Consider the following 24,503-nt stretch of genomic DNA (forward strand, 5'->3'; position numbering starts at 1 on the left):
TGCGACATCCAAAGATACAGCATCCCCTTGTGCAGAAGTCTAACAACATCCCCCGGCAAAATCAAGAGTGAAAACAGGATCGGAGAAGCAAGCTCCGATTTTTTGCGCTGCGGGCGGGTTTCGGCGCGGCACAGGAACGCACAAAAAGGCCTCCCGGGAAGGGAGGCCTCTTGTATAAAATTGCTGTGAATACGTAAGCGAAACCGGCTCCCGCTGCGCGCGGGGGATGGGATTCCGATCGCTTCTTGTTTTCCGGATTCTTTGAACAATCAGACCAAGGGGGAATCCGGAAAACAAAGGCGAACGCTGCCGCTTCTCCATCCCAACCCCCGCTCTCCGCTCCCGCCCCTTCGCTCCTGTTTGAATCATCGCCAAGCAGACAGTTGCACAAAAATCGCGGCATTCTCCCCTCCGGCAACTAACAAATTCGCTTTTTGTGCCGCTCCGATGAGGCCTCTGGTGAAATAGGCCAGGTTTTATGGCCTATTTTACCAAAAACGGTCTGCCGCTCCAAAATAGCCAGTGAAAACACTGGCTATTCCAGCTATACAGCTGTCAAATGGCGTTTTTCTCACGAATAGCCAGTGAAAACGCTGGCTATTTTCGGGCTGTTGGCCATTTTGGGCCAAATAGCCAGTAAAACATGGCTTATTTGGACTGCCCGCGAATTCCCGCTGTGGCTGGCCTAGTCCAGCCCGGCCCGATCGCATTGCCGCAACTCTCTCGTTTGCGTCAATCACCCTTCGCGGAGTCGCTCCAGCTGCTGCCGCACCAGTTCCCACGGCACGTCCTGCGGCAGCGCGCCGCTTTTGGCCGAGAGCGCCGCCGTCACGCCCGCGGCTTCGCCCATTGCCACCGCGTTGCCGGTGACCCGGTAGCTCGCGTGGGCGAAGAAGTCGCCGCTGATACAGCGGCCGGCGAGCAGCAGCCCGTCCGCATCCGCAGCGATCAGCGCGCGCAGCGGGATGTCGTACGGCTGGCTGCGGACGCCGTCGTCGCCGTATGCCTGCCCGCGAGCCGGGTTCGTGGCGTGGATGTCGGTCCAGAACGTGACGCGGGCGACGGCGTCCGGGTGCCGTGCTCCCGTCGCGACGTCGTTCACGTCGACGCGGTAACGGCCGCGGATGCGCCGCCCTTCGCGCACGCCGATCTGTCCCGCCGTGGCGACCAGCGCCAAACCGGCCCAGATGCCGCCCGCGGCGCGCAGCGCGTCGACCATGGCGTGCACTTCGGCCCGGGCGCGCAGCGTCGCCTTCGTGATCGCGGCGGCGTCGGTGGCCGGGACGCCGTACTCGTGGTTGGCCATCAGCGCAAACAAGCCTTCGCGGATATGGATCAAGCTCGGGGCCGCGTACGAAGGGCGGACGCCGACCCGCGCCAGCTCCGCGAGCAGCAGCTTGCGCCCGTCTTCGGCGATGCCGTTGTTCATGCAGAAGCGACCGGCGGCATCGAAGGTAATGCCCGCGAGCAGCGCCATGAGGCTCATCGGCTGCGTTTCGCCGTTGTCCGGGCGGCCGCTCTCGAACGCGCAGCCCGCTTGCGCCGCCAGGTCGCCATCACCGGTCGCGTCGACGAACGCCGCCGCCGAATAAGCCTGGCGGCCGGACTTCGACTCGACGAGCACGTGCGTCAGCCGGCCGCTTTCGTCCTTCAGCGCGCCGCAGACGCGGGCGTGCAGCAGGATGTCGACGCCGGCTTCGAGGCACATCGCCTCAAGCAGCCGCTTCATCCGCTCGGGATCGTACGCGAAGCTGTCCGCACCGCCCGCGCCGTCCCGACTGACGCGCTGCCGCTCCATGCGAAGCGTCAGCTCCCGCATCAGTCCCGGCTTGTTCCCCGCGTCGATGATCCAGCTGAGCGCGCCCGCGGTCCAGACGCCGCCCAGGCAGCCGTGCAGCTCGATCAGCAGCACGCGTGCGCCCGCACGCGCCGCGGCCAGCGCAGCCGCCACGCCGGCCGGTCCGCCGCCGCAGACAATCGCGTCATAGCTCCCCGCCAGCGGCAGCCGCTTCGCCTGCTCCATGACGCTCTCCGCCGTCGTCTCCGCTTTTCCATCCATTTCGCTCACCTTGTTCCTTCCCGCCTTTCCGCAAACGCTCCGCTTCTTTAATTAAGCGCCGCGTCATTTTTTCGTTTTGCTCCAGACGTCGTAGGCGTCCTGGTGGATTTTCATGTATTCGTCAACGCCCATTTTCTTCAGCGTCTCCACGTATTTGCCCCAGTTGTCGAGCGGCTCGGAACCGGTGATGAACTTGCCTTCCATCTGCTCGATATACGGCTTCATGTCCGCTTCCAGCGCGCTGATCCGGTTCTGCTGGGCTTCATTGAAATAGACGAGCGGGTACACCGGCTTCCATACCTTGACGATTTTGTCGTCGACTTCCTTGTCCACCTGGCCGATCTGGCCGGTGTTGGCCCGCTTCGCGAGAAAATCCTGCTTGCGGATCGTCGGCACCGCCGTACCGGCATCCGGCGTCACTTTGCCGCCGCGGTATTCCTCCGGCTGCATGCCGTTTGGCGTCAGCCGCTCCCACTGCGTTTTGCCGGCGTCGAGCCATTTCCAGCCTTCGTTCTCTTTGCCGAACACGGCCAGCACCGACCCTTCGTCGGAATAAAAATAATCGATCCAGCGCATGGTCGCTTCGGGCGCCTTGTTTTTGCCGGTGATCGAAAACAGGCCGCGGGTTACGCTCGACATTTGCGGGTACATCGCCGTTTGGTTCGCCGGACTGGTGAGCGGAGCGATCATCGTATAATCGTCGTTCCGGTCGGTGCCGACGGCGGTGAACGCGCCGCCGCTTGCCGATACGACGCCGAGCACGCCGGAGTTGCCTTTGGCGTTCAGCTGCTGCGACGATTGGGCGAACGTTTCGTTGTCGAGCAGTCCTTCCTTGTACAATTTGTTCAAATAAACAAGCATCTCTTTATACCCCGGCTGGGTCGGGTAAAAATTCAATTTGGTGCCGATCAGGCTGATATAGCCGCTGCCGCCGTTCAATTCGCCAAAGGCGGCGAGGAACATCGGCCGAAGATCGCCGATCTTGATCGAAGTGAGCGGGATTTCGTCCGCCTTGCCGTTGCCGTTCGGGTCTTTGGTTTTAAACGCTTTCAACGCCTCGTACAGCTCGTCGGTCGTTTTCGGCGGCTGCAGGCCGAGCTTGTCGAGCCACTTCTTGTTGATCCACAGCTTCGTCGGCGCGAGGTCGCGCGTGACGTTATTGATGCGCGGCAGCGAATAGATGTGGCCGTCCGGCAGCGTAACGGCGCTGCGCACCTCCGGATACTGCTGCAAAATTTGCCGCAAATTCGGCGCGTACTTGTCGATGAGCCCTTCCAGCGGGATCAGGATATGCTGCTGCTGGCCGTACACGACTTCGTCGTTCGCCGTCAGCGGGCCGCTGAAGAACACGTCCGGCACTTCGCCGCTGGCGAAAGCGAGGTTCTTTTTGGTCTGGTACGATTCCGACGCCGGCGTGTCGAACGTAAATTTGATGCCCGTCCGCTTTTCCATCTCGGTGAACAGATCCATCTGCTCCCAAGGGCCGTGAATGGGCGCCTTGGGCCCCATCATCTTGAGCGTCAGCGGCTCCTTGACGATCGGATAGCCGCTTGTATTCAAATTGGCCGGAGCCTGCTGCTCCTTGCCGGTTTCTTTGCCCGTGTCTTTGGCTCCGTCCGACGAACCGCCGCCGCCGTTGCCCGAGCATCCCGCCACCGCGACTGCCGCCGCCACCGCCGTCAACGTCCATAGGCCCCGTTGTGTCGCTTTCTTTTTCATTGTATCCCCGACTTTCGCTTATAGTGTACTGCCGCTACCGCTAGCATAGCCCCTTTTGCCCAGCCGATCGTTCCGGTTCTTGCCCTCTATGTTGCCATGGCCAACACCTCCTTTCAAGCCTGCGCCCGTCCCCGCCTCCGCCTGCCGCAGCGTCACCCTTTGAGCGAACCGATCAGCACGCCTTTGACGAACAGGCGCTGGACGAACGGGTACACGACCAGCAGCGGCAGCGCCGACACGATCATCACCGCGTATTTGACGATGTCGGCAATGCGCGCTTGTTCGGCCATCGCTTCCATGTCCGAGCCGTCCATCATCATTGCGCTCATTTCGTTCATGACGAGAATTTCGCGCAGGATGAGCTGCAGCGGGAACAGATGGCGGTCCGACAAATAAATCATCGCGGTAAAATATTGGTTCCAGTGGCCAACCCCGTAGAACAGTGCCATGACGGCAACGATCGGCAGCGACAGCGGCAGCGCGATCGATACGAAGCGGCGGAAGTTGGAGCAGCCGTCGATTTCGGCCGCTTCCTCCAGCTCGCGGGGCACCGCGCTGTGAAAAAACGTGCGCGTCACGATGATATTCCACACCGAAGCCGCATTGATCAGCAGCAGGATCCAGAAGGAATCGACAAGCCCGAGCTGTTTGACCAGCAAATAGGTAGGGATGAGCCCGCCGTTAAAAAACATCGTAAACAGCAGCAGCCCCATGACGAAATGACGGCCGGCCATGTCGCGGCGTGCCAGCGCGTAGGCGCAGGGCAGCGTGATGAGCAGGTTGATCAGCGTTCCGGCGGCGGTGTACACGAACGTGTTGCGGTAGCCGATCCAAATGTCGCGGTTGTCGAACACGCGCCAGAAGCCTTCGAACGTAATCCCGCGCGGGAAGAGCCACATGGCGCCGGAATTGACGGCAACCGGGTCGCTGATGGAGGCGCTTACGACATAAAGCAGCGGATACAGCACGATGCACAACAGCGCCAGCAGGAACAGACGGTTGGCCCATTCGAACGTTTTGTCCAGAAAAGTTGGTGTCATGGTTGTGGGGTCCTTTCTTCGATTACCATAAGCTGGCCTGGTTCAGCCGGCGCGCCACCTGGTTGGCGGTCACCAGAATGACCAGGTTGATCGCGGAATTGAACAGCCCGACGGCGGCCGAAAAGCTGTAGCGGCCCTGCAGCAGCCCGTTGCGGTAAACGTAGGTTTGGATGACGTCCGACGCTTCCATGTTGAGCGGGTTTTGCAGCAGCAGTATTTTTTCGAAGCCGAGCGCCATGAAGCTGCCCATATTGAGGATGAACAAAATGACGATCGTCGGCATGATGCCGGGCAGGTTGATATGCCAGATGCGCTGCAGCCGGTTCGCTCCGTCCATGGTCGCCGCCTCGTGCAGATCGGGGTTGACGCCGGCCAGCGCGGCGAGGTAAATGATGGCGCCCCAGCCCATGCTTTGCCATTCGCCGGAGAACACGTACACCGTCTTGAACCAGCCCGGCTCGCTCAAAAATCCGATCGGTCCGAAGCCGACCCAGCCGAGCAGCTTGTTGACGATGCCGGCGCTGGGGCTGAGGAAGGCCAGAATCATGCCCGACATGACGACGACCGAAATAAAATGGGGCGCATACGTCACCGTCTGCACCAGCTGCTTGAACAGGCCGTTCTTTAGCTCGTTCAGCGACAGCGCGACGATGATCGGCACCGGGAACAGCAGCAGTTGGTAGGCGCTGATCAGCACGGTGTTGCGGATCAGGATCCAGAAATAGTAGGAGTGGAAAAACGTTTCGAAGTGGTCGAAGCCGACCCACTTGCTGCCCCAGATCCCCTGCGTGGCGACGAAGTTTTTGAATGCGATCTGCACGCCGTACAGGGGCAAATAATGAAAGACGACAAAATAAAGCACTGCCGGCAGCACGAATGCGTAAAGCTGCCAATTGCGGATAACCGCTTTCATTCCGAAAGATCCCATCTGTTCCCTTCCTTCGCTGCGTTTGAGCCTACTGTACGCCGGGTTTCGAGCGGCTGTAAATTTGTCGTTCATTCGGCGATGTGCGGCAGGCTACATCGGCTTCCGGCGCGGGCCGAGCGGCGCGATATGCGGCGGTTGCGGCGATATGCGGGAGGTTACATGCGGGGCGGCGGCCATTCGGCGCCCAGCCGCAAAAAGCCCGCCGCGCTTCATTTCGAAGCGGGCGGGCGAGAGGAGGGGCGCTGTGTCTTGTGCTGTACGGGGAGCGGCTAGGTGCGGTTCTGTTCGCGCTGCAGCTGCAGGACATGCAGCCGGCGGTACTCGCCGGGGGTGATGCCTTCGACTTTTTTGAATTTGCGCAGCAGGCTGGGCACGTCAAGATAGCCGCAGCGGACGACGATGTCCTTGATCGGGTCGTCGGTTTCGATCAGCTCGCGCTTGATGCGCGTCAGCCGCAAGCCGCCGACGTAATCGGTGAAGGTTAGGCCGGTCTGGTCCTTGAAGAAGCGGCTCGCGTACGCCGCCGACAAGCCGAGCGCATCGGCCAGGCCCTCGAGGCTGAACTCGGGCGACAAATACGCCTCGTGCGTATGGCGCAGCATGGCTTCGGCAAGCGACGAGTTTTTGCTTTCCTTGTGCCGCTCCACGCGGTCGCACAAAACGCCGACGAGCGCGCCGAGCTCGGCCTGCAGCTCTTCGATCGTGCCGAACCCGGCGGCCCGCCGAACCGCTTCCGGGGCGTCGTCCATCTCCAGCTCGCGCATGGTGCGCAGCACGGTGTTGATGACGTCGAAGCAGGAAATTTTCAGCAGATGGAGCGGTTGTTCGGTGTGCTTGATTTCGGCCAGCATGCGCTCCAGCGCTTCCAGGGCAACGCTGCGGTTGCCTTGCTTGATGCCGTGCACGAGCTTGATTTGTTCCTCGGCGGAATGCCAGCCTTTGTTGTCGCCGCGCGCGTAAACGTCCTCGAAGAAGATTACGCTGCCGTTGCCCGCCCGTACCCGGTTCTCCAGCGCCGCACACGCCTCGACGAAGGAGCGGTGCAGCTGGAGCGGGTCGTCGCAGCCTTTGCCGATGGCGACGGTTGGCAGCGGCAGCGCGTTGTCGCGGCACAGCTCCCGCAGCCGGGCGGCCGCTTCGTCTTGCTGCCGCCGGACGTCGTGGGCGCGGACCGGCGCGCTCATCGTCATCGCATACGCGTGCTCGCGGATCAGTTCGACGCCGTAGCCGATTTGCCCGCCGCAGGCGAATTCGTCGAGCAGCAGCTGCAGGCGCTCGTTCGCTTCGACGGTTTGCAGGCCGGCCGAATCGTCCGGGGCGATCACCATGACGTAGTAGGTCGGCCCGTCCAGCGCCATATGCAGCGCCGCCAGCTCGCGGTCGAGCGCTTCCCGCGACCGGACTTCGCCGCGCAGCAGCCGGTGCAGCGTCTGCTTGCGCACGAGCGGACGCTGGGTATCGATTTGGCCGCGCAAATTCGCATTCATGTCGAACGCTTCGTGAACGGAGTGGCGGATGATGTCCAGCTCGTTGCCGCGCGGCGAGTCGCCGGGCTTCAGCCAGCCTTTGCGAACATGCTCGACCAGGTGCCGGATCGGCCTGTAGCTGTTCGACGACAGCAAGGCGGCGAGGACGACGCCGACGAACAGCACCGCGAGCAGGGCGTACAGAATCAGCGTTTTCACCGCAACGACGCGCTGCATGAATTGATCGGCCGGCATCACGATGCTGAACGTCCAGCCGGTATCCGCCGACGTCACCGTGGCGAGCGACAGCGACTGCCGGTCGAGCGTAAGATCGTAAACGCCCGTCGCGTAGCGGGTATCGACGATCCGGTCGCGGGCGGCATCGCTCAAGGCGAGGTTGCGGCTGCCGGAAGCGAGCAGCGTGCGGTTCTCGTCCCAGACGAAAATGCTGCCGTCATACTCCCCGAGCAGCCGTTCGATCGGCTCGGTAAGCGTCGACTCGCGCACGAGGAACATGACCGTGCCGAGCGGCTGGAGCGCATTGACGGGGATGGGGAACAAGTATGTCAGCTCGCGTCGCGACTCGTTGTTGTTGACGCTGACGACCTCGGCGGAGCGGATGGTCGCCTGGGCGACGGTGTTGATGTCCCGGTAGAACGCGTCCTCCTGCCAGTTGGAGAATTTGTAAATATAGTGTGTAAGCGTATACAAAGATTGCAGGCCGGTAGCCGAATAAATCGAATCGTCCCCCCGGTAGTACAGCATCACATCGTCCAAAATGTAGCTGTTGTCGCGGTAATTTTGCAGCCGGGCGATCGCTTCCCGCGAGTTGTAGCCGCCGTTCTTGACGGCGAAGGAGGTCAATTGGGGGTCGAAGGCGATTTTGGCGGCGGTCTGTCCGAGTGTCTTGATTTGGCCGTCGAGGGTGTCCTTGACGAACTCCAGCTTGTGCAGATTGGAGTCCTTGACCTCGCTGCGCAGGCTGGCGACCGCATTGCCGTACATCAAATAACCGAGCGCAATGAGCGGGAACAGGAAAATGAGCAGATAGGAGAGCAAGTATCGGTAAAACATCCTCGATTTCCAGACGCCGCGCATAGGCTGTCCTCCTGAACGGGTACCTCCGATTTGTCCCCATCGTATCCGAATTGGCGGGAATGCGCAACAATTAGCGCGGCTTGCCTGTCTATTTGGATGCGGGGCGGAGGGTCGTTTTCTGGCCTTCCAGTCCGGGATTGCTTATAGTAGAGTCATAGAGTAGCGGTGACGCGGGCGATCCAGGCGACAGCCGAGAACAATTCGGAAAGGCAGTGACAGCCCATGCGGGGAAAAATAATCGCCGGCGCTTTGCTCGGCATGCTTTTGTGCGGCTTCGGAACGTCGGCGTCGGCGTACGATTCGCAGTTGAAGCCGTTTCCCGACGTCCCGGCCGGGGACTGGGGAGAAGAGAGCGTCTACGCGCTATCGGCGGTAGGCATCATATCCGGCTATGACGACGGGACGTTTCGTCCGGACGATCAAGTGACGCGGGAAGCGTTTCTGAAAATGCTTGTCACTTCCTGGCAGGAAGATGCGGCGACGGATGAGCAGCCGGGGGCTGCCGGCGGTTCGGCGCCCGTGCAGCCGATTGCGCCGCCGCCTCCAGCGACGGAGCCCGCGCTGCCGCCGCTTGCCGGCGTATCGCCGGAGCGCTGGTCGTATCCGTTCGTCGAGCGCGCCTATGAAGAGGGCCTGCTCGGCGCGATGATCGACGGCGGCGCGTTCCAGCCGGACAAGCCGATGACGCGCGAAGAAGTTGCCGTTGCCGTCGGCCGGGAGCTGTTCGGGCATATGACGGCGGACGAGCGCCGGAGCTGGAGCGACAGCGGCTGGAAGGCGGAGCGGCAGACGCGCGCTTTCGCCGATGACGGCGAGATCGACGTCTCGCAGGCGGTTTACGCCTACTTGACGGCCCACGCCGCTATTATGGTCGGCGATGCGGGCCGGTTTCGCCCCGATGCCACGCTGACCCGGCGGGAAGCGGCGGCGATTCTGTACCGCACGATCAACGAGCGGTCGGGGGATGCGCCGCTTGACGTCACCGGCTTTTACGCCATCCGTTCCTATGCGGATATCGACAAACTGGATGCGCTCGGGCATGTGGCGTTCGGCTGGTCGCATCTCGACTATGCCGCCCCGGGCGCGGCATCCCTGAATGTCGATACGACGGAGTACAAGCTTCCCGCGGACTGGCAGTCCGCCGTACAAGCGGCGCAAGCGGCCGGGGTGTCGCGCGACCTGATGGTGTACGCGAATAATGAGGGGCGGATGCTGGACGCCTTCCTCGGCGATTCGCTCGCGCAGATGGCGTTTCTCGCTTCGCTGCAAGAGAAGCTGGCGGCGGCGCCCGACGCGTTTACCGGCGTGACGCTCGATTGGGAAGGGCTGCTCGACGAACGGCTGCAAAACCCGTACGTCGATTTCCTGCGCCAGGTGAAACGGGCGATCGGCGATCTTCCGCTGACCGTTGCGGTGCAGCCGACGTTTTATTACAAAGGCTACGACATGGCGGCGATCGGCGCTCTTGCCGACCGTGTGATTCTGATGGCTTACGATTTCACCTACGACCCGGACCGGCTGCCTTCGGCGCCGCTGCCGCTCGTCGGCGAAACCGTCGCCGCCGTGTTGCGGGACGTGCCGCGGAGCAAGCTGGTGCTGGGCATTTCCAAGCAAGCCAACCAGTGGACGACCGCTGCGGACGGCGTTACGACTTCCGCCAAACCGACGGCGGATATGGTCGAAGCGCGGCTGAAAACGGAAGGCGTGCAAGCGCAGACGGAAATGCCTTACTTTTTGCGGCACATCACGTTCCGGGACCAGCGCGGCGCGCATGAGATCTGGTATGAGGACGCCGACGCGATCGCCCGCAAGCTGTGGCTGGCCCGGTACTACGGCCTGTCCGGCATATCGTTGTGGCGGATGGGGCTGTTTACCGAGCAGGATTGGGACGTCATTCGGCAGGCCGGCCGGGTGGCGGGTTGAGCCGGATATGTGACAATGGGGTAAGCAATTGGTAACGAGCCGAGAGCGACTGTCCAGCGAGGATTGGGTAACGATGCAGCGATCGAAAACAACTGATGGCGAGTAGAGGAGGGGAGACGGAATGATTCGCATCGGGCTTGCGGGCTGGGGAGATCAGGTGCTGGCGCTGCCGCCGGGCATTCCGGCGCGGGAGAAGCTGCGCGTTTATGCCGCCCATTTTTCCGTCGTCGAGGTAGATAGTTCCTTCTACGCCGTGCAGCCGGCGCGAAACTACGCCAAGTGGGCGGAGGAGACGCCGCCCGATTTTGCCTTCGTGGTCAAAGCGTATCAAGGGATGACGGGCCATCTGCGCGGCGACAATCCGTTTCCCGGGACGGCCGAGATGTTCGCCGCGTTCCGCGAGTCGGTCGAGCCGCTGCTCCAGGCCGGCAAGCTTCGGCTTGTGCTGTTTCAATACCCGCCATTATCTTTATAAATTTAGGTGTACAAAATTAATTTGGGTATAATTTTTGTTGAAATATAAGTAGGAATTGGTTATTTCACAGATGTACATAATTATGTGACTGTACTTAAACTATTAATATGTTTATCCCTCTGTACATAATTCTAGCTTCTGAATTTTGATATTTTCGGCATTTATATTTTGATAAGCTCTCTATCAGAATTAGATCTTGGTCTAAGTTCTCATCTAACATTTCTAAATAATAGAGGTATTATAAGTCGAACAAGTCTACCTGTATAGGGAGAAGATCCTTTGTTTTTAAATTAAACAACTCCATAAGTTGTTTTGCATTTGCAGCTGCATGCCCACCAGAATTATTATTAAATATCGTATATATCTGATTTGTCTGTTGTTGAAGCTTCTCTATTTTGTTCCTCCAATCAATCAATTCTTCTATGTTGTAATCGTACAGATAACGAACGTCACGCCAATTTGATTGCCCTCCTGACTTCCAACCGGCTACATTTCTTCCATGCATACGTACAATGGTGAGTTCCCTATTCGTGGCCTCTAATACGGTTGGCACTGAACCAACACCTGCTTGCGGTTCATCACAAATACTGTGAATCCAACCTTCTTGTTTCATAAATTCGAGTGTCTTATCTCTCATTTCTTCCGTATACCAGGTTTGATTTCGGAATTCTAAAGCAACAGGTACATGACCCATCAAATCCTTTGTTAAACGTAACATTTGAACACTATCTCGATTACAAGCAAACCAAGGTGGAAATTGAAAAAGCACAGCTATTAATTTTCCACTTTGGGAAGCAGGAAAGATTGAGTCCTTAAATGCGTGAAACATGGCTGTTTTAGTCATTGTATTAGTACTACCACGATCATGACCAGTTAGACCACGGAATGCCTTAATAATAAAACCAAAATCGCTCGGGGTATCTGTCACCCATTTTTCATATTGATTTGGATTATGTAAAGCGTAAAAGGAACTATCGACTTCGACAACTTGAAAATGTTCACTATATTCTTTTAACCGACTTTTAGAGTTTGTTTTTGAGTATAGACGATTGTGATCGCCCCAACCAGCCAGTCCAATTTTGACCATCTGGTACCCCCGCATTAATAAGTTTTTGATCCATCATTATTATATTTCCTATTTTTATCGAATTTAGAATTGTGCATAGAAACAGCTTGGAGTAAATGGTAATATATACTATAGTGTAGAACGAACTCACCTTTTGTCAAAAAGAGTCTTATGTGAAATATAAAAATTTTTTATTATCCAACTGCAAGGAGGGGACTTTAGGTGTCCAAATTGAAGTCATCAGACGTAAAGCACTCTATTGCAGGATTTTACTACCAGTTGATGCTAGCGTGTAAAGAGTTGATTACGTTATTAAATAATTTCCAATCAGATAAGAGTTATGTTGCTGTAGAATTCGGAGCAGACGTTAGAATCTTCGATGCATTTGATATTCGAATGGAAGCGAAGTTTTATAATAGTAATGTATTTACAAGATATAAAGAAGCAATAACTCATAGTATTTATAATTTTTATAATACCTTTAAAAAGGATCCAACGGTTAAATATCGATTTAAATGTAATGTTCCTATCCATCCTGATGATGCGGACTTATTTAACAAATGGAATAAGTCGAGTGAAACAATAAAATATATAAGAGAATGCTTTATCTATGAATCAGTTGACAAAGAGCCAATCTCAACGAATATTTATAAACAATTCAAAGACGACTACATTAAGAAGAACCCCCATTTGAAAAAGCCGCAGTATAAACAGGCCCTGCTTCAACATCTCGCTTTACACCCAGATCCTACAGAATTCCAAAAATATTTGTTTCCAGAACTTATTTGTGATGATGCTGAATTGGAGTTGTTTTTAAGCACAATAGAGTTTGATTTTCCATTAAAAAAAAGTGCCAAGTATGAGTCAATATCAAGGTTAAATGAAACGATTAAACATGAGTTATTGAAATTTGATAATAGTTTAAACGAACAAGACGTAGCTAAAATAAAGTTGTTAATACTTGAAGGTTTTCTTAATACGACAGTTGATCCCAAAATTAGGACACTGACGGTGAAGGCTTGTAAAGAAATTATACAAGACCAAGAAAATGCTAAATTGAAATACTTCGAACAGATCGAGTATCAAGATATTATCAAAGAAATAGAAGAAGAGTTATTTGATTATGAATATGTACTTGCTGCGGAAGGACATTCTAAATATTTGGATGACATTATGTCTTTAATAATCTGCCTTAAAGAAGAATTATATTCTGAAATAGATGAATATGGCGTGAAAGAAGTTCTGGGTAGATTTGTAATGTCCCACAGAAGCCACCCCCTTGAGACAATTAAATTATTTGAAGCCCTAAGTGAGATGATTGTAAAAAACGACTTGCAACACTTAAAGGTCAGTATCAAAGATATTGAAGGCTTTAATAACATTTCTATTGGAGAAGCAACATCAGTTTCAATGAGGACACTTCCTGCCGCGCGTTCAGCCAACAAAGGTTTTTATCTTATTCTCAATAATTTTATCGACCATACACGCGAGAACCACCAGATCTCTAAAGCTTCTGGGGGAGAAACGGTTGTATTTGATACAGACATTAATGTTTGTGAATTCGAAGCAGAAGCGATAGATAATCTGATTATTGATATTTGTAAAATAAGAAGCAATATACAATTCCAAGAAATGTATAAGTCGTTTAAATATAAGTGTTCTAAATGCATGAAGTTGTCATATATAGGTAAATGTCCATTTATTCAGGAAGTGAGGGAGAGTCATGGACTCGGAACGGATTGCGAAATTACTAGAGTTAAATGATTTTCAAGTAATGGATGAATTGCAGAATGCACTTATTTCCAATTTCAATAATGATAAAGTATTGATTATACAAGAAATAGTGGATGTAGAAGAACTAAAGGATACTGTTTATAAGTTACCTCAGTTGAGAGAAAAATTAAGTTCAAAAATCTCCAATGAGGAAAATCTATTTGTGGTACCGGAGTTGCACTTATCAAAATTTTTGTGGGATTTATATGTGATTGGACTTCATCTAGTTCAGAATGAGGATGATAAATTTGATCCACTTATAGTCTCAAAAATTCAAAGAAATCGTTTTGTTGCAAGAAAAATAATTATTGAATACCAGACAACTGAGGACCTTATTCATAAGTTTAATCAATTGGTACTACCGGAACGAGCATTAAATCAAGTATTAGAGAATTATAAAAGTGAACAAGTTTCTTATGAGCCATTAGAAATTGATGAACTTTTAAATACTATTGAAGAATTGTTGAATACAAAATAGGAGTGACTCTTATGCTTCTAAGTGAATTGAGAATTAGAAATTTCCGAGGGTATGGCGAATATAAAGCAGGCCCAGATAGACACTTTGTTTTTAAAGATCTTGATAGTCAGTTGGTTATTTTTCATGGATTTAATGGGCACGGAAAGACATCATTCTTTGAAGCAATCGAATGGTGTCTCACCGATACAGTTGTTCGTCTGGAAAAATTATACAAAGGGGGGATTCATGGGGGGGCATACTCTGCTCCCATATTAAAAAAGAGTCATTACCTCAAATTTTCACCCAGTACCTCAAATGATGATGGAGAATCAGAACGTGAAATTAGCGTAGAGATATACTTTAATAATGGAACACGGATCATCAGGAGAAGTAAGAGTAAGGTACTCGGGTCGATTGGAGCTACTGATTACAGTTCCACTGTTGAATTGACCGAAAAGGGACATCCGGCAAAACTAATTTCTAACTCAGAGTTGCTAGAATTTTTGGCTTATTCTTCGGGAGATAAAAAGGGGATTATTGGAGCTCATATATTAGCACAAGATGGAATTACTGATTTTATACGCATAAGAAGTCCTGAGGAAAGAAAATCATTGTTCATGCGATTCTTACAGCAAGAAGGAATATCGAACCATATTGAAAGTTTAAAAGGGTATGTTAATGGAGGAAACTTGCTTGCTAGGAAGAAGACAGAATTAGAGAATAAACGAGATGAATATGTAGTTCAGCAAGAAAGGATTAATAACTTCTTGCAAAATATTGGGTATTCTAGTATTGACGATTACAAGAAACAGTTTTTAAATACCTATAGAAATTTATTACCGTACATTAAGCGACGACGTAGATATTACGCTGTCCCACTAGTTATGCTTGTAACCGAGGGGCCAATTGAGATTAAGAATTATATAAATTTATTCCAAAAGGCCGAACTTTTGATTGAAAAGATTAACCAAGAAAAAGTAAGAATTCAAACAAGAGACAATGAATTAAAGAGTGCGAAACAAAATATAGATTTGCTTAATCTATTATTTATTACAGAAGGAGTAATTCGAAATAGTAACCACGCAAAGTTTTTGTTGGAAAGCGATATCGCTTCACTACAAAGCAAATATGGGGAATATGAAAGAAAAAGATTGGAGTTCGAAAATAACAAGAAAGAAATTAATTTGAAGCTTGAAACTACTTCAGAGTATCAGAACTTGTTTAATTCCTTAGACAAACACATTGATAATGAAAACCTTTCAGTTAATAAATTAATTTGGAATGCAATAAATGAAGAATTCGAAAGGCTAAATACTTTTCAGTTTGAACTTGAAAGTGTTTTAAAACTGCCCCCCAATTTGCATTTGCAATTACCAACAAAAGACGAGGAGCAATTAGAAGAATGGAAGAGCAGGTTGCTGGATCTAGAATGGGACAGAAATCAGTGTTTCTTAGAATTAGACCATCTAATTAATAACAAGAAGAGCTTGTCCACATTAAATCAACAATATCAACAAATATTAGAACGAGTAAAACAATATATACAAAACCAAAGTGAGCCAATTAAAAGTTGTCCGATTTGCAAAAGTGATAATTTTTCAGTTGTAGAAAAAATTCTAGGTATTCCAGAAGATGCTGATACTGACATGAAACTAGTTGCAATTATTGACTACACAATAGCAAATGGAGATCGAGCCTTACTTGAGCTAAGCAATGAGGAGAATGAATTAGTAAAGAAAGATTCATACATAAAAAAACTTATTGAAGAAGAAGTTATTGTTCCATTGCTAAACTGGATAAAACTAATGAGGGAGAGCAGTGAAAAATCTTTAGAGGGTATTCGTGAGTACTTAATTAAACAAATAGATGATCTAGTTATAGAAGAAAATAAATTGATAATTAACAGCCAACAACTGAAGAGCCAATGGGATAGAATTAAAGATTCTTCTAGAATAATTTTTGGGGAGGATGTTCCTTTACAAAATATTAGTATCAATACTTTAAATGAATGTATAAAGACAAAAGAGACATGGTTTAAAACAAATCTGGAAAAAATCGAATTTCAAGTCCCCCCAACAACCGAAGAAGTTGCTACCAAAATACAATATGTAAAAGGCTTAAACGAAGTATCCTACTTTATGGACAAACCTGACGAGCTACTTAAAGAGATATTCTCAACTAAATGGAACCTCAGATTTATTGAAGCTCTTCATAAACGATTATCAAAATTCTTAGAGTTGAAGGTACCTGTTGAATTCGCCAATCATTTTGAGCAATATGAAAATCTGAATATTGATATTAACAGGCTAAATGATATATTGGGGCAAATAGTCGATTTACAAGATAAAGCAAAAAGTAAGCTACAGCAGTTAGTTCAAAAGCAAAATCAGATACTGGGTGATAAACTACACGGGCACCCTGTTATTTCATGGGTATACAATGTAATAAATCCTCATTCACAATACAAAGATCTAAAGGTGATAGTGGATAAGCAAGGAGCCCATTTTACGAGTGAAGAAATTCGCGAGAATCTATATTTAGATCAGATATTTAGTCAAGCGCAACTAAATATTTTAGCATTAAGTACTTTCTTAGGTATTGGAATTACTCAAAAGCTTAGCAAGTTAGATCAATTGCTCCTTGATGATCCAATTCAAAGTATGGACGATGTTAACGTTTTAGCATTTATTGATGTTCTGAGAGCGCTGCTAGATGCTGAATCTAATACTAAACATTTGATAATCTCAACTCACGATGACAATTTTGCGGAGCTACTCGCCGTAAAAATGAGGAATAAAAAAATAACCCAGTATCACATAGAAGGATATAGTGGGGAAGGACCAGTATACAGAGCACTAACTTAAAAAGGGAAATTCTTGAATGAGTAGCGCACGCATGAATCGAATCACGGAGTTGCTAAGGGGAAAAAGGCGCCAGAATAAAGGCGTCTTTTTTGCTGTTGAAAGTGTTTCAACGTTAGTTATTGTTCTTCAAGCTCTTCGTCATCGAGTTGCTGCGGAACTGCAAATTAAGTATCCGCCAAGCTAGGCTACGTGCATTTTATCGTGGGGATTTTTCCACCAACCAAGCCTAAAAATCAGGCTCGGTTAGCTTACGGTAAAGCGTTAAATTGCCATGCACTAAGGCATCGCGTTCCGCTTGAAGACGCCGGATCTCTTCCCGCAATCGTTCGACGGCGGCTTCCATTTCTGCGATCCCATTTTGATCTGCTTGCACGTTCATCCGGTTTTCCTCCCTCATCTAGCGTTCTTTCGTCAACGCATGCTTCAGCTGGTAGCTTTCGCCTTCAAACACAAGCAAATGCCCATGATGCGCTAGGCGGTCAATCATCGCCGCGCTATCTGGTCGTCCGTAAATACAGAGCCCCATTTGGAAAATTTCGGATTCTTCGGAATGACCTCACTGCGGCTCGCGTAGCTGTCAGTTATGACGTGGAGCAGGAGTTGCGCGCCTTCCTATTCTACGGGAATGTAGCCCCATTCGTCCTGAATAAGCAGCTGTGCTCGCTGGATCTCGCTAAACAGATACTTCAGCTTCCACCGCGCTTCACTTCGTTTCTCGCCCAGTCGCATCACCAGCGCTGCTACCGTGTAGAACTTTACCGGCATGCTCATATCGTAGGCATGCAGACCTACGGCAATCGCCAGATGCGTCAAGCCCATTCCGATGGGGCCATACAATACCAGATTCCGTCGCGCTTCAATGAACGTGCCTTCCGTCAGATCGCTTCACTGCAAGGAACTCGGCAGTTTCACGCCATGACTCTCGTAGCCTTCCAGCGTTTTGTATACCGTAAATCCGGCGCGACTAAGGAGCCAACACGGCGACTGTGTTCCCGGTTCTCCATCTCCTCGGTGAGGACGCGATGTAGAATTTCCCCCTGCTTCGGCATGGCCTCAAGCTCACAGAGCTGCACGGCACGCTGGCAGAGCCCAGCTTTGCAATAGGCCGAGATTTCCGTACGCAGCGCGCTTCTCTCTCCCGAACCACACTCATCGCCCTGCACCGTCCAAGGGTCTCCAGCATGCGGTCATAGACGCTAAGTTCCACCTACGGACTTACTTCCTGCTCAAAAGTGGAGAGGCGCGCGGCCTGGATTCCGCGGCGGTTGGTTCGGATATACGATGAGGCAAGTAGGGTAATTGGAGCTTTTCGCGGAAAGACCACACTGTCGTAATAGAATCATTAAGTTAATGGTGATGAGCCATATCTGGTTTCAGAATACCCTTTAGGACAATTTCAGATGGAAAGATAATAAATACCAATATATAATTAGTTGTGTATAAATTCCTAGTACTGGGGGGTCCGAATCAATGATTATACAGCCAAATTCCATTGTATATGATTCAGAAAATCAAAAATATAATGTTATAGAACCATTAGGAAATGGAGCATTTGGTTACGTTTATAAAATCCAAAAGCAATCCGATAATTCTGTATGGGCTTTAAAAACTCTACCCTCTAACTTTCCAAGTCAAGAGCAGTTACAAGCATTTATTAATGAAAGTTCTATGGCTATAAATGTAAATGGCGAGAATGTTGTAAAATATGTTTATATTCATGATGGCGATACATATCCTCAATTACCCCCATATATTATTATGGAGTTTGCTAACGGTGGTACTTTGTTTGATTTAATTGAAAAGGCAAAGAAAAAAGGTGAATTTTTTTCGAATTCAGAGTTATTAAATTATTATAATCAACTTATTGATGGAATGGAACAAATAAACCTTGTACTTGTTCATCGTGACATTAAACCGGATAATATTCTTTTAAATGAAGGTGTCATCAAGATATCTGATTTTGGATTATCCAAAATAGTTCATGACAGTACAAGACAACTTACTTTTAAAGGATTTGGTGCTCTAAGATATATGGCTCCTGAAGGATGGAAAAACGAAAAGAACACAATCCAGATGGACATCTATGCTATGGGAATCACTTTCTTTGAATTGGCCACATTAAAGCACCCTTACAATTTGAAGCAAGATGCAGATATGCATCAGTGGCAGCAGGCACATCTGTTTACTACTGCTCCTTCTCCTAAAACAATTAATAATTCATTAAACACAACCATTGCTCAAGTTGTTTTGAAAATGGTGGAAAAGAGTGTTGGTAAAAGGTATAAGACATGGGATGAAATTAGAAGAGATTTAACGATTCAAGATATACCAAACACTGAAAACACCACAATTATTGAAAACATGATAAATATCCGACTAGCTAAGGACAACTCGATTAAAGAACAGCAATTAAAAGAGAATAAAGAACGTGAAGAAAGGCTTATGTTTTTGAATATAATTAATTACCAATATTCGAACGACATATATAATCCACTAAAAGGTTTTATTGATGAGTTTAATTCAAGGTACACACAAGGAAAGATCAAAATATCAGGCTTGGGGTCGATGGATTCAGATGAAATTACAACAAAGATTCATTTACTCTCAGGGAATGTATTAACAATTATTTTAAAAGCATTGTTCGATGAGGATTTTGTAAGAGATGTTCCTGCGGAATTTTCTTTTCCTGGGGAAAGAAAAAGAACCTTTAAAAGAGTGGTTAGGCCTGTCCTAGACAATCGGAAGGTGCTTGCTTGGGGTTATTTGAAAGAGCATAATAATAAAGGGTTTAACATCCTTTTGATTGAGAATCCAGAAGATAGTACTTATGGCGAGTGGTACATCCTTAAAAATAAGAATAGTGGCTTTGGGAGAACAACTAGACCAGAACCATTCCCATTTGAATTTAATGAATTAGAGGAAGAAATTCAATTAATAAGAGCAACGCATATTTATACTACCGAAGTTATTTCGTTAAACCTTCAAGAATTTCAAGAATTTATTGTTTTGAATGTGTAACTTAAAATAAAAGATGATCGAACCGGATCCTGTATTTGGGTATATTAAAAGTAACCAGAGATTCAATAGATTCCTGTTTCGTGGCTTACAGAGAAAGAAAGTTTGGAGTTCAGGTAGCCTTCACTCACCCGGAACTTATTGAAGAAAACAATAATAAACGACAAAAGCAAAGGAGTTAAGCAGATACGTCCTGCATAGCTCCTTTACTTTTTCAAATACATTTTTCTAACCATTAGGGTAGCGTAACATTTGGGTCAGGATTATTTGCCTTCAGTCAAAGAATAGATATCCTTTATTATTCGAGAAACAATTTTTAAATCATTATTATTGAAGCCTAATAACGTAGTACTTATATTCTCAATACTACTATTTTTATTTGATGGAGAGACAAACAATTCAAACGGACTAATTTTAAGAGCAATAGCAATATTATTTATCATTTCTAAAGTAGCGTTTGCTTCGCCGCGCTCAATCTTCCCCAAATAAGAAGCATCAATATTAAGCAGATCGCCTAGTTCTATTTGAGTTAAATTGGAGGATTTCCGATACATTCGTATTCTATTTCCAACTTGTTCCGCAAGCTGAGACATAATTAACCCACCTCTCTTTAAGAGTAGGCAAGTTAAAAACTTTGTGGAAGATAAATATACTACCTATTACCATTTGAAAATAGGTAGTATATTGCCTATTATTAAATTATCTAAACACAAAGGGGATTTTACGACAATGACATCACTTTCTCAACATCATGTGGTTGAAAATGTCTTACAGCATAAAATGCGTGGTAAAATCATTTATCTTGGAAATTTATCTACTTCCGCAGCCCTTAAATTAACTTATGTAAAGCCGTATGATCATCCATCTGGAAAGGGATATCAACGTCCGGTAGATAGTAAAAGATGCAACGATTTTGCACTTTACTTATCCAAGGGTGATAATTCGTTGTTTACCCCAATACTTCTAAACGCAGAATCACATTGGGAGTTCGTGTCTTACGATAAGAACAGATCTTCATTTGGACGCTTAATTTGCAAAGATAAAGCATCTCTAATGGATGGGCAACATCGACTTGGTGGAATTCAAAGGTATACAAAGGACACCAATTCTGAAATACATGTTCCTTTCCTCGCATTCCATTACCTTGATGAAGATGAGGAAATAAATCTATTCGATATTATTAACACAAAGGCAAAAGGGATAGGGGCATCGTTAAGTAAATACTTAAAGAGAAATTCTGATGACATAAGTTGGGTAGCAACTCAACTTATTATCAGGGGGGAAAGCCCTTTTCATTTCATTGGAACATTAACAGGCAAGCGTAATTCTGGAAGGCATGTTACACTTCAGAATTTATATAAAGTCTTAGAACTATTGTTTAAGCCTGAACAACTTAAAGGTTTGCCGAAAGAAGAGAAATTGTTGCTCTCGTTGACCTACTTCAACACAATAAAAGAGCAATTTAATGTTGAATGGTTGGATTATAAGGAGTTTAGGATCACTCATATTGTTTGCTTAAATGCTCTAGCTATTATAGGAGCGGAGATAATAACAAGGATATCTGACTCTGAATTTAAACAAAAGAATTATCAACGTATTAGCAAAGATGTAAAGAAACTAAAGTTCATTGATTGGTCTTATGAAGGTGCTTTAAAATTTATTAAAGGTATGAGTGGGTCCAGGGCTTTAGCTGCAGATCTGATTTCTTCGTTATAGATCATTCTGTAAAGACCAGACCAATAAAGTTGTAATTAGGATAAGAAGGTAACATATAAACGAGTGAAGGTGGGGCAAGTGGACAACCGCCATAGAACCCGATTCGCTATTCGAGGGCTCGCTTATAATGCGGTAATCGAGTACAGTTCTCGATCTATTCACTGTTAACAGAGTATGTCTTTATTAAGGCAAGTGGCTGAAGTTAGTGCCGCGCCGCGGCGATTGAAATGCGAATTAAGCAAAATGCGATGATGGCGGGATTTCTGCCGTCGAAAGTGATAAGTTTGATCAAAGCATAAGTTGCACCCTTCGCGCTTGTTTGGATCGATTGTCCTCCCGCACTAGTAGCAGGGGCAGGCGTTCGTTTCTGTCTGCTCGTCGCGAGAACCGTATTAGAGACACATCCTTTGGCGGCCATTGCTTTCTCCGGATTGCATCTGATGAGGTTCTCGTGTTCAAATCGGCGCCGTCCTACAAAGGACGGTGTTTCCGTGTACGATAAGTGTCGAAACGATCTCGTCTTTGAACTGTCGGATTTGCAGTGAAAACGAAGTGCACGACATTGCGGATCGGCAGGAGTACGGATTCATCCTACTGTCCGATTCGTTCGATGTACGTATTCCTGACAGTTGAACCTGCGCGCCTACGGAATCACAAGGCTCGACTAGTTCGCCTCTGGCTCGGTGAGTCAAGAGGAGCGTGAAATACCGGACCGAAGGGAGGATATGCCGCGAAAGCCTCTTGATGCACCGGAGGGCTGTGCTAGAGTGCAAGCGTAGCGGCAAGAGGGAGCCCCCAAAAGGCCGCCGCTGCCGGCGAAGTCGGAAACGTGCCGACTTCGGTGATTCTGGCAGCAGACGACGAATAGGGATTAATTATTTAAGCCGGAGACATTCCCCGTCCTCATGTCTATTAAGGATCATGAGCTGCAGCTTCTTAATCCGGCTATCGTCGCCGGCGCGGCGATCGCAAGCCTCGCTCTATCCGGAAGCACCAGTAGAATGAACTGCAGTGGATCCTCGCCAATTGGCTCAGACATAAAGAACTGAGTTCCTGCCCAAAAAGGGCTCAGAAGCTCTCTACTGGCTTTCCCCACATACATGGATTCGGAAGCGTCTGGTGCACGAGCCGCAGCTTGACAGAGTTGGTCGCCATCGACTGCGCACCGATCTCTGGCCATGATTCAAAGCGCCCGGATCACGAGCCGCAGTTGGTCGGTACCTGCTACCTCACCGGCGCTCCGATCGCTAGCCCTGGAACCGGAATCGCCTGGTGCGCGAGCAGCAGCTGAAAGGTACCGGCCGCCGGCGACGGTGTGCCATTCTGCTCACGTTAGAATGCTTTTCTATGTAATTCTGACGCTACGTATGTGTATTCCTGGCGATTCATTGATACCCAAGCTTCACGAACGTTGTTGTGGGGATCGATATATGTTAACACACTTGTTTCCCCAACTAATCGGGCATTTTCTGAAACTTCTTTAATTGTCAATGCACTTGCCAAAAGGACAGATTCCATGTCTTCGCCAGTTAATTTTTCATCAAATATGGTTTTTGCACGTGTAGCAGACTCCCCGATGATTACTTCTTCCTTATTCTCAGGAGTGAATTCAAGGTTGCTATTGCACAAAATGAGAAATGGTGCGGTAGTACCAGGATATTTTCCTGCGAGAATGAATTGTGTTGTTGGACAAATAGTGGGATTATATTTTCTAAAAAGAGCATGGTGTGATTTATACACATCAATGCAACAATTTAATAGATCATCCTTTGATACCTCTTTTTTTGAAGCAATAATGGCTTTTATTGTATCTATTGAATGTTCCGCTGCCATGCCAGCAGAAGCAATAAGTATAGTAGGTGTTAACAAATAAGTCTTCCGAATATTTGATTCCTCTTTTTCAATTCCATTGTCTAGACTTAGGGTACATCGTTTAGTATCAGACGCTATGGTAACATAATTTACATTTTTTTTCGCAATAATTAAAGTCAATTGCAACGCTCCTTTTTACTTGATGTATTCTTAAGCGGCTTCTATATTCTTTTTCTCAAAACTTCTCCCGTTTAGAATAACTCCTTTCCAGATTAATGCTTCCTTTTCCCAGTCTACACTATATTTTTCAATCTACATTACTTTCTTTGAACAGCTGCAGCTGAACGATCGGCTGTCATTGCCGGCGCGCCGATGGCTGGCAGCGGGTCTGGAAGAGCCCGGTGAGCGATTTCTGGCCATGGATTCGGACGAGTCTGCGGTACGCCGACGTCGGCGTACCGATCACCGACCGCAGATCCATGCTGCTTTCGCCGGCAATTGTTCTTAGTATTATGTTGTATTATGATGTTGACCGTGCAGTGGAATAAAAAAACGGTCGAGTTATTCATGCAAAAAGTTTCTATAGTATGATGATGGCTGCTGCTTGTTGGTGTAAGATAACGGAACTATCGAAACAAATACCGTCACAAATAATATAAAAATCACCGCTCATTTATCGAGCGATGATTTTTATCGATCATTACTTCACTGCTTGGATTATCGCGGAAACAATGTACTGTTCGATATTTGCGCCAGGAACCCAATCCTTTATAAATGTATGGGAATCTTCCTTGGGCGTAATTGAAATGTCTTGAAAGCCGCTCTTGACTAACATAGACTCCAGTTCTTCAATGGGGGATGCTCCGGATACACAACCAGAATAAGCTGCAATGCTGTTTTGCAACTCTTCTGGAAGTGTCGCTGATAAAACAACATCTGATATCGCCAATCTGCCGCCCGGTTTCTGCGTATTCCGGAAACTTTGGACAGTCATTCCGGTAAGTAATGGACAGTTATTCCGTTAATGTTTGGACATTCGTTCCGGAAACTTTTGGACACCTGAACTCTCTCAAGAAGGCTCTTTTCTTACAT

Annotated in this window: 15 protein-coding genes and 3 pseudogenes; 7 read left to right on the plus strand and 11 right to left on the minus strand. The window is 48.5% G+C overall.

Going from position 1 to position 24,503, the window contains the following annotated elements; genetic code table 11:
* Nucleotides 1-736 precede the first annotated feature (736 nt).
* From EXY20_RS35155 to EXY20_RS35175, 5 genes are all read right to left on the minus strand, one after another.
* Nucleotides 737-2,059, minus strand: a complete 1,323-nt coding sequence (locus EXY20_RS35155) for an FAD-dependent oxidoreductase (RefSeq protein ID WP_135557122.1) — start codon at nt 2,057-2,059, stop codon at nt 737-739.
* A 63-nt stretch (nt 2,060-2,122) separates the two neighbouring features.
* Nucleotides 2,123-3,778: an extracellular solute-binding protein gene (locus tag EXY20_RS35160; protein ID WP_135557106.1), complete on the minus strand. Its 1,656-nt coding sequence runs from the start codon at nt 3,776-3,778 to the stop codon at nt 2,123-2,125.
* A 152-nt stretch (nt 3,779-3,930) separates the two neighbouring features.
* Complete coding sequence (locus tag EXY20_RS35165) at nt 3,931-4,818, minus strand: carbohydrate ABC transporter permease (RefSeq protein WP_135557107.1); 888 nt, start codon at nt 4,816-4,818, stop codon at nt 3,931-3,933.
* A gap of 22 nt (nt 4,819-4,840) precedes the next feature.
* Nucleotides 4,841-5,746, minus strand: coding sequence for an ABC transporter permease (locus EXY20_RS35170; RefSeq protein WP_135557108.1), 906 nt, complete (start codon nt 5,744-5,746; stop codon nt 4,841-4,843).
* Between the two features lie 269 nt (nt 5,747-6,015).
* Nucleotides 6,016-8,310 (minus strand): helix-turn-helix domain-containing protein, encoded by a 2,295-nt coding sequence (locus EXY20_RS35175; RefSeq protein WP_135557109.1) that lies wholly within the window; start codon nt 8,308-8,310, stop codon nt 6,016-6,018.
* Between the two features lie 222 nt (nt 8,311-8,532).
* Between EXY20_RS35175 and EXY20_RS35180 the strand changes: the two genes are divergently transcribed.
* Both EXY20_RS35180 and EXY20_RS35185 read left to right on the plus strand, forming a co-directional pair.
* A complete protein-coding gene (locus EXY20_RS35180) occupies nt 8,533-10,233 on the plus strand; it encodes an S-layer homology domain-containing protein (RefSeq protein WP_135557110.1) in 1,701 nt (566 codons plus the stop codon).
* A 121-nt stretch (nt 10,234-10,354) separates the two neighbouring features.
* Nucleotides 10,355-10,696: pseudogene (locus EXY20_RS35185) on the plus strand (DUF72 domain-containing protein); the annotation flags it as partial.
* Nucleotides 10,697-10,946: 250 nt separating this feature from the next.
* Here the strand turns inward: EXY20_RS35185 and EXY20_RS35190 are convergent.
* Nucleotides 10,947-11,795: a DUF72 domain-containing protein gene (locus EXY20_RS35190; RefSeq protein ID WP_135557112.1), complete on the minus strand. Its 849-nt coding sequence runs from the start codon at nt 11,793-11,795 to the stop codon at nt 10,947-10,949.
* Nucleotides 11,796-11,996: 201 nt separating this feature from the next.
* On the opposite strand from EXY20_RS35190, the gene EXY20_RS35195 reads away from it, so the two are divergent.
* Genes EXY20_RS35195 through EXY20_RS35205 form a run of 3 tightly spaced genes read left to right on the plus strand, consistent with a single transcriptional unit; the run spans nt 11,997 to nt 16,868 of the window.
* A complete protein-coding gene (locus EXY20_RS35195) occupies nt 11,997-13,538 on the plus strand; it encodes a hypothetical protein (protein WP_135557113.1) in 1,542 nt (513 codons plus the stop codon).
* The gene (locus tag EXY20_RS35200) at nt 13,498-14,025 is read left to right on the plus strand and encodes an ABC-three component system middle component 1 (protein ID WP_135557114.1); all 528 of its coding nucleotides are present in this window, start codon (nt 13,498-13,500) and stop codon (nt 14,023-14,025) included. Before EXY20_RS35195 ends, EXY20_RS35200 begins: the two co-directional genes overlap by 41 nt.
* A gap of 11 nt (nt 14,026-14,036) precedes the next feature.
* Nucleotides 14,037-16,868, plus strand: coding sequence for an AAA family ATPase (locus tag EXY20_RS35205; protein WP_135557115.1), 2,832 nt, complete (start codon nt 14,037-14,039; stop codon nt 16,866-16,868).
* 226 nt (nt 16,869-17,094) lie between these two features.
* Here the strand turns inward: EXY20_RS35205 and EXY20_RS39380 are convergent, their stop codons facing one another.
* Complete coding sequence (locus EXY20_RS39380; RefSeq protein ID WP_167859746.1) at nt 17,095-17,247, minus strand: hypothetical protein; 153 nt, start codon at nt 17,245-17,247, stop codon at nt 17,095-17,097.
* Nucleotides 17,248-17,351: 104 nt separating this feature from the next.
* A pseudogene (locus EXY20_RS39600) lies at nt 17,352-17,747 on the minus strand (ATP-binding protein).
* Nucleotides 17,748-18,338: 591 nt separating this feature from the next.
* Between EXY20_RS39600 and EXY20_RS35215 the strand changes: the two are divergent.
* A complete protein-coding gene (locus EXY20_RS35215) occupies nt 18,339-19,886 on the plus strand; it encodes a serine/threonine-protein kinase (protein ID WP_135557116.1) in 1,548 nt (515 codons plus the stop codon).
* A 260-nt stretch (nt 19,887-20,146) separates the two neighbouring features.
* Here EXY20_RS35215 and EXY20_RS35220 read toward each other — a convergent pair whose 3' ends face one another.
* Nucleotides 20,147-20,476, minus strand: coding sequence for a helix-turn-helix domain-containing protein (locus EXY20_RS35220; RefSeq protein ID WP_135557117.1), 330 nt, complete (start codon nt 20,474-20,476; stop codon nt 20,147-20,149).
* 136 nt (nt 20,477-20,612) lie between these two features.
* Between EXY20_RS35220 and EXY20_RS35225 the strand changes: the two genes are divergently transcribed.
* Complete coding sequence (locus EXY20_RS35225) at nt 20,613-21,599, plus strand: DGQHR domain-containing protein (protein ID WP_135557118.1); 987 nt, start codon at nt 20,613-20,615, stop codon at nt 21,597-21,599.
* A 1,332-nt stretch (nt 21,600-22,931) separates the two neighbouring features.
* Here EXY20_RS35225 and EXY20_RS35230 read toward each other — a convergent pair.
* On the minus strand, nt 22,932-23,591 hold the full coding sequence (locus tag EXY20_RS35230) for a hypothetical protein (RefSeq protein WP_135557119.1): 660 nt from the start codon (nt 23,589-23,591) through the stop codon (nt 22,932-22,934).
* Nucleotides 23,592-24,111: 520 nt separating this feature from the next.
* Nucleotides 24,112-24,375 (minus strand): annotated as a pseudogene (arsM, locus tag EXY20_RS35235) (arsenite methyltransferase); the annotation flags it as partial.
* Nucleotides 24,376-24,503: the final 128 nt, after the last annotated feature.

Origin of the sequence: Paenibacillus cymbidii (assembly GCF_004764705.1) — a bacterium.
Classification (GTDB): Bacteria; Bacillota; Bacilli; order Paenibacillales; family NBRC-103111; genus Paenibacillus_AN; species Paenibacillus_AN cymbidii.

Coding starts and splice junctions, on each gene's coding strand:
- EXY20_RS35160 (WP_135557106.1), bottom strand. CDS start 3,778: ATGAAAAAGAAAGCGACACAACGGGGCCTATGGACGTTGACGGCGGTG.
- EXY20_RS35215 (WP_135557116.1), top strand. CDS start 18,339: ATGATTATACAGCCAAATTCCATTGTATATGATTCAGAAAATCAAAAA.
- EXY20_RS35190 (WP_135557112.1), bottom strand. CDS start 11,795: ATGGTCAAAATTGGACTGGCTGGTTGGGGCGATCACAATCGTCTATAC.
- EXY20_RS39380 (WP_167859746.1), bottom strand. CDS start 17,247: ATGAACGTGCAAGCAGATCAAAATGGGATCGCAGAAATGGAAGCCGCC.
- EXY20_RS35175 (WP_135557109.1), bottom strand. CDS start 8,310: ATGCGCGGCGTCTGGAAATCGAGGATGTTTTACCGATACTTGCTCTCC.
- EXY20_RS35155 (WP_135557122.1), bottom strand. CDS start 2,059: ATGGATGGAAAAGCGGAGACGACGGCGGAGAGCGTCATGGAGCAGGCG.
- EXY20_RS35200 (WP_135557114.1), top strand. CDS start 13,498: ATGGACTCGGAACGGATTGCGAAATTACTAGAGTTAAATGATTTTCAA.
- EXY20_RS35170 (WP_135557108.1), bottom strand. CDS start 5,746: ATGGGATCTTTCGGAATGAAAGCGGTTATCCGCAATTGGCAGCTTTAC.
- EXY20_RS35165 (WP_135557107.1), bottom strand. CDS start 4,818: ATGACACCAACTTTTCTGGACAAAACGTTCGAATGGGCCAACCGTCTG.
- EXY20_RS35180 (WP_135557110.1), top strand. CDS start 8,533: ATGCGGGGAAAAATAATCGCCGGCGCTTTGCTCGGCATGCTTTTGTGC.
- EXY20_RS35205 (WP_135557115.1), top strand. CDS start 14,037: ATGCTTCTAAGTGAATTGAGAATTAGAAATTTCCGAGGGTATGGCGAA.
- EXY20_RS35225 (WP_135557118.1), top strand. CDS start 20,613: ATGACATCACTTTCTCAACATCATGTGGTTGAAAATGTCTTACAGCAT.
- EXY20_RS35220 (WP_135557117.1), bottom strand. CDS start 20,476: ATGTCTCAGCTTGCGGAACAAGTTGGAAATAGAATACGAATGTATCGG.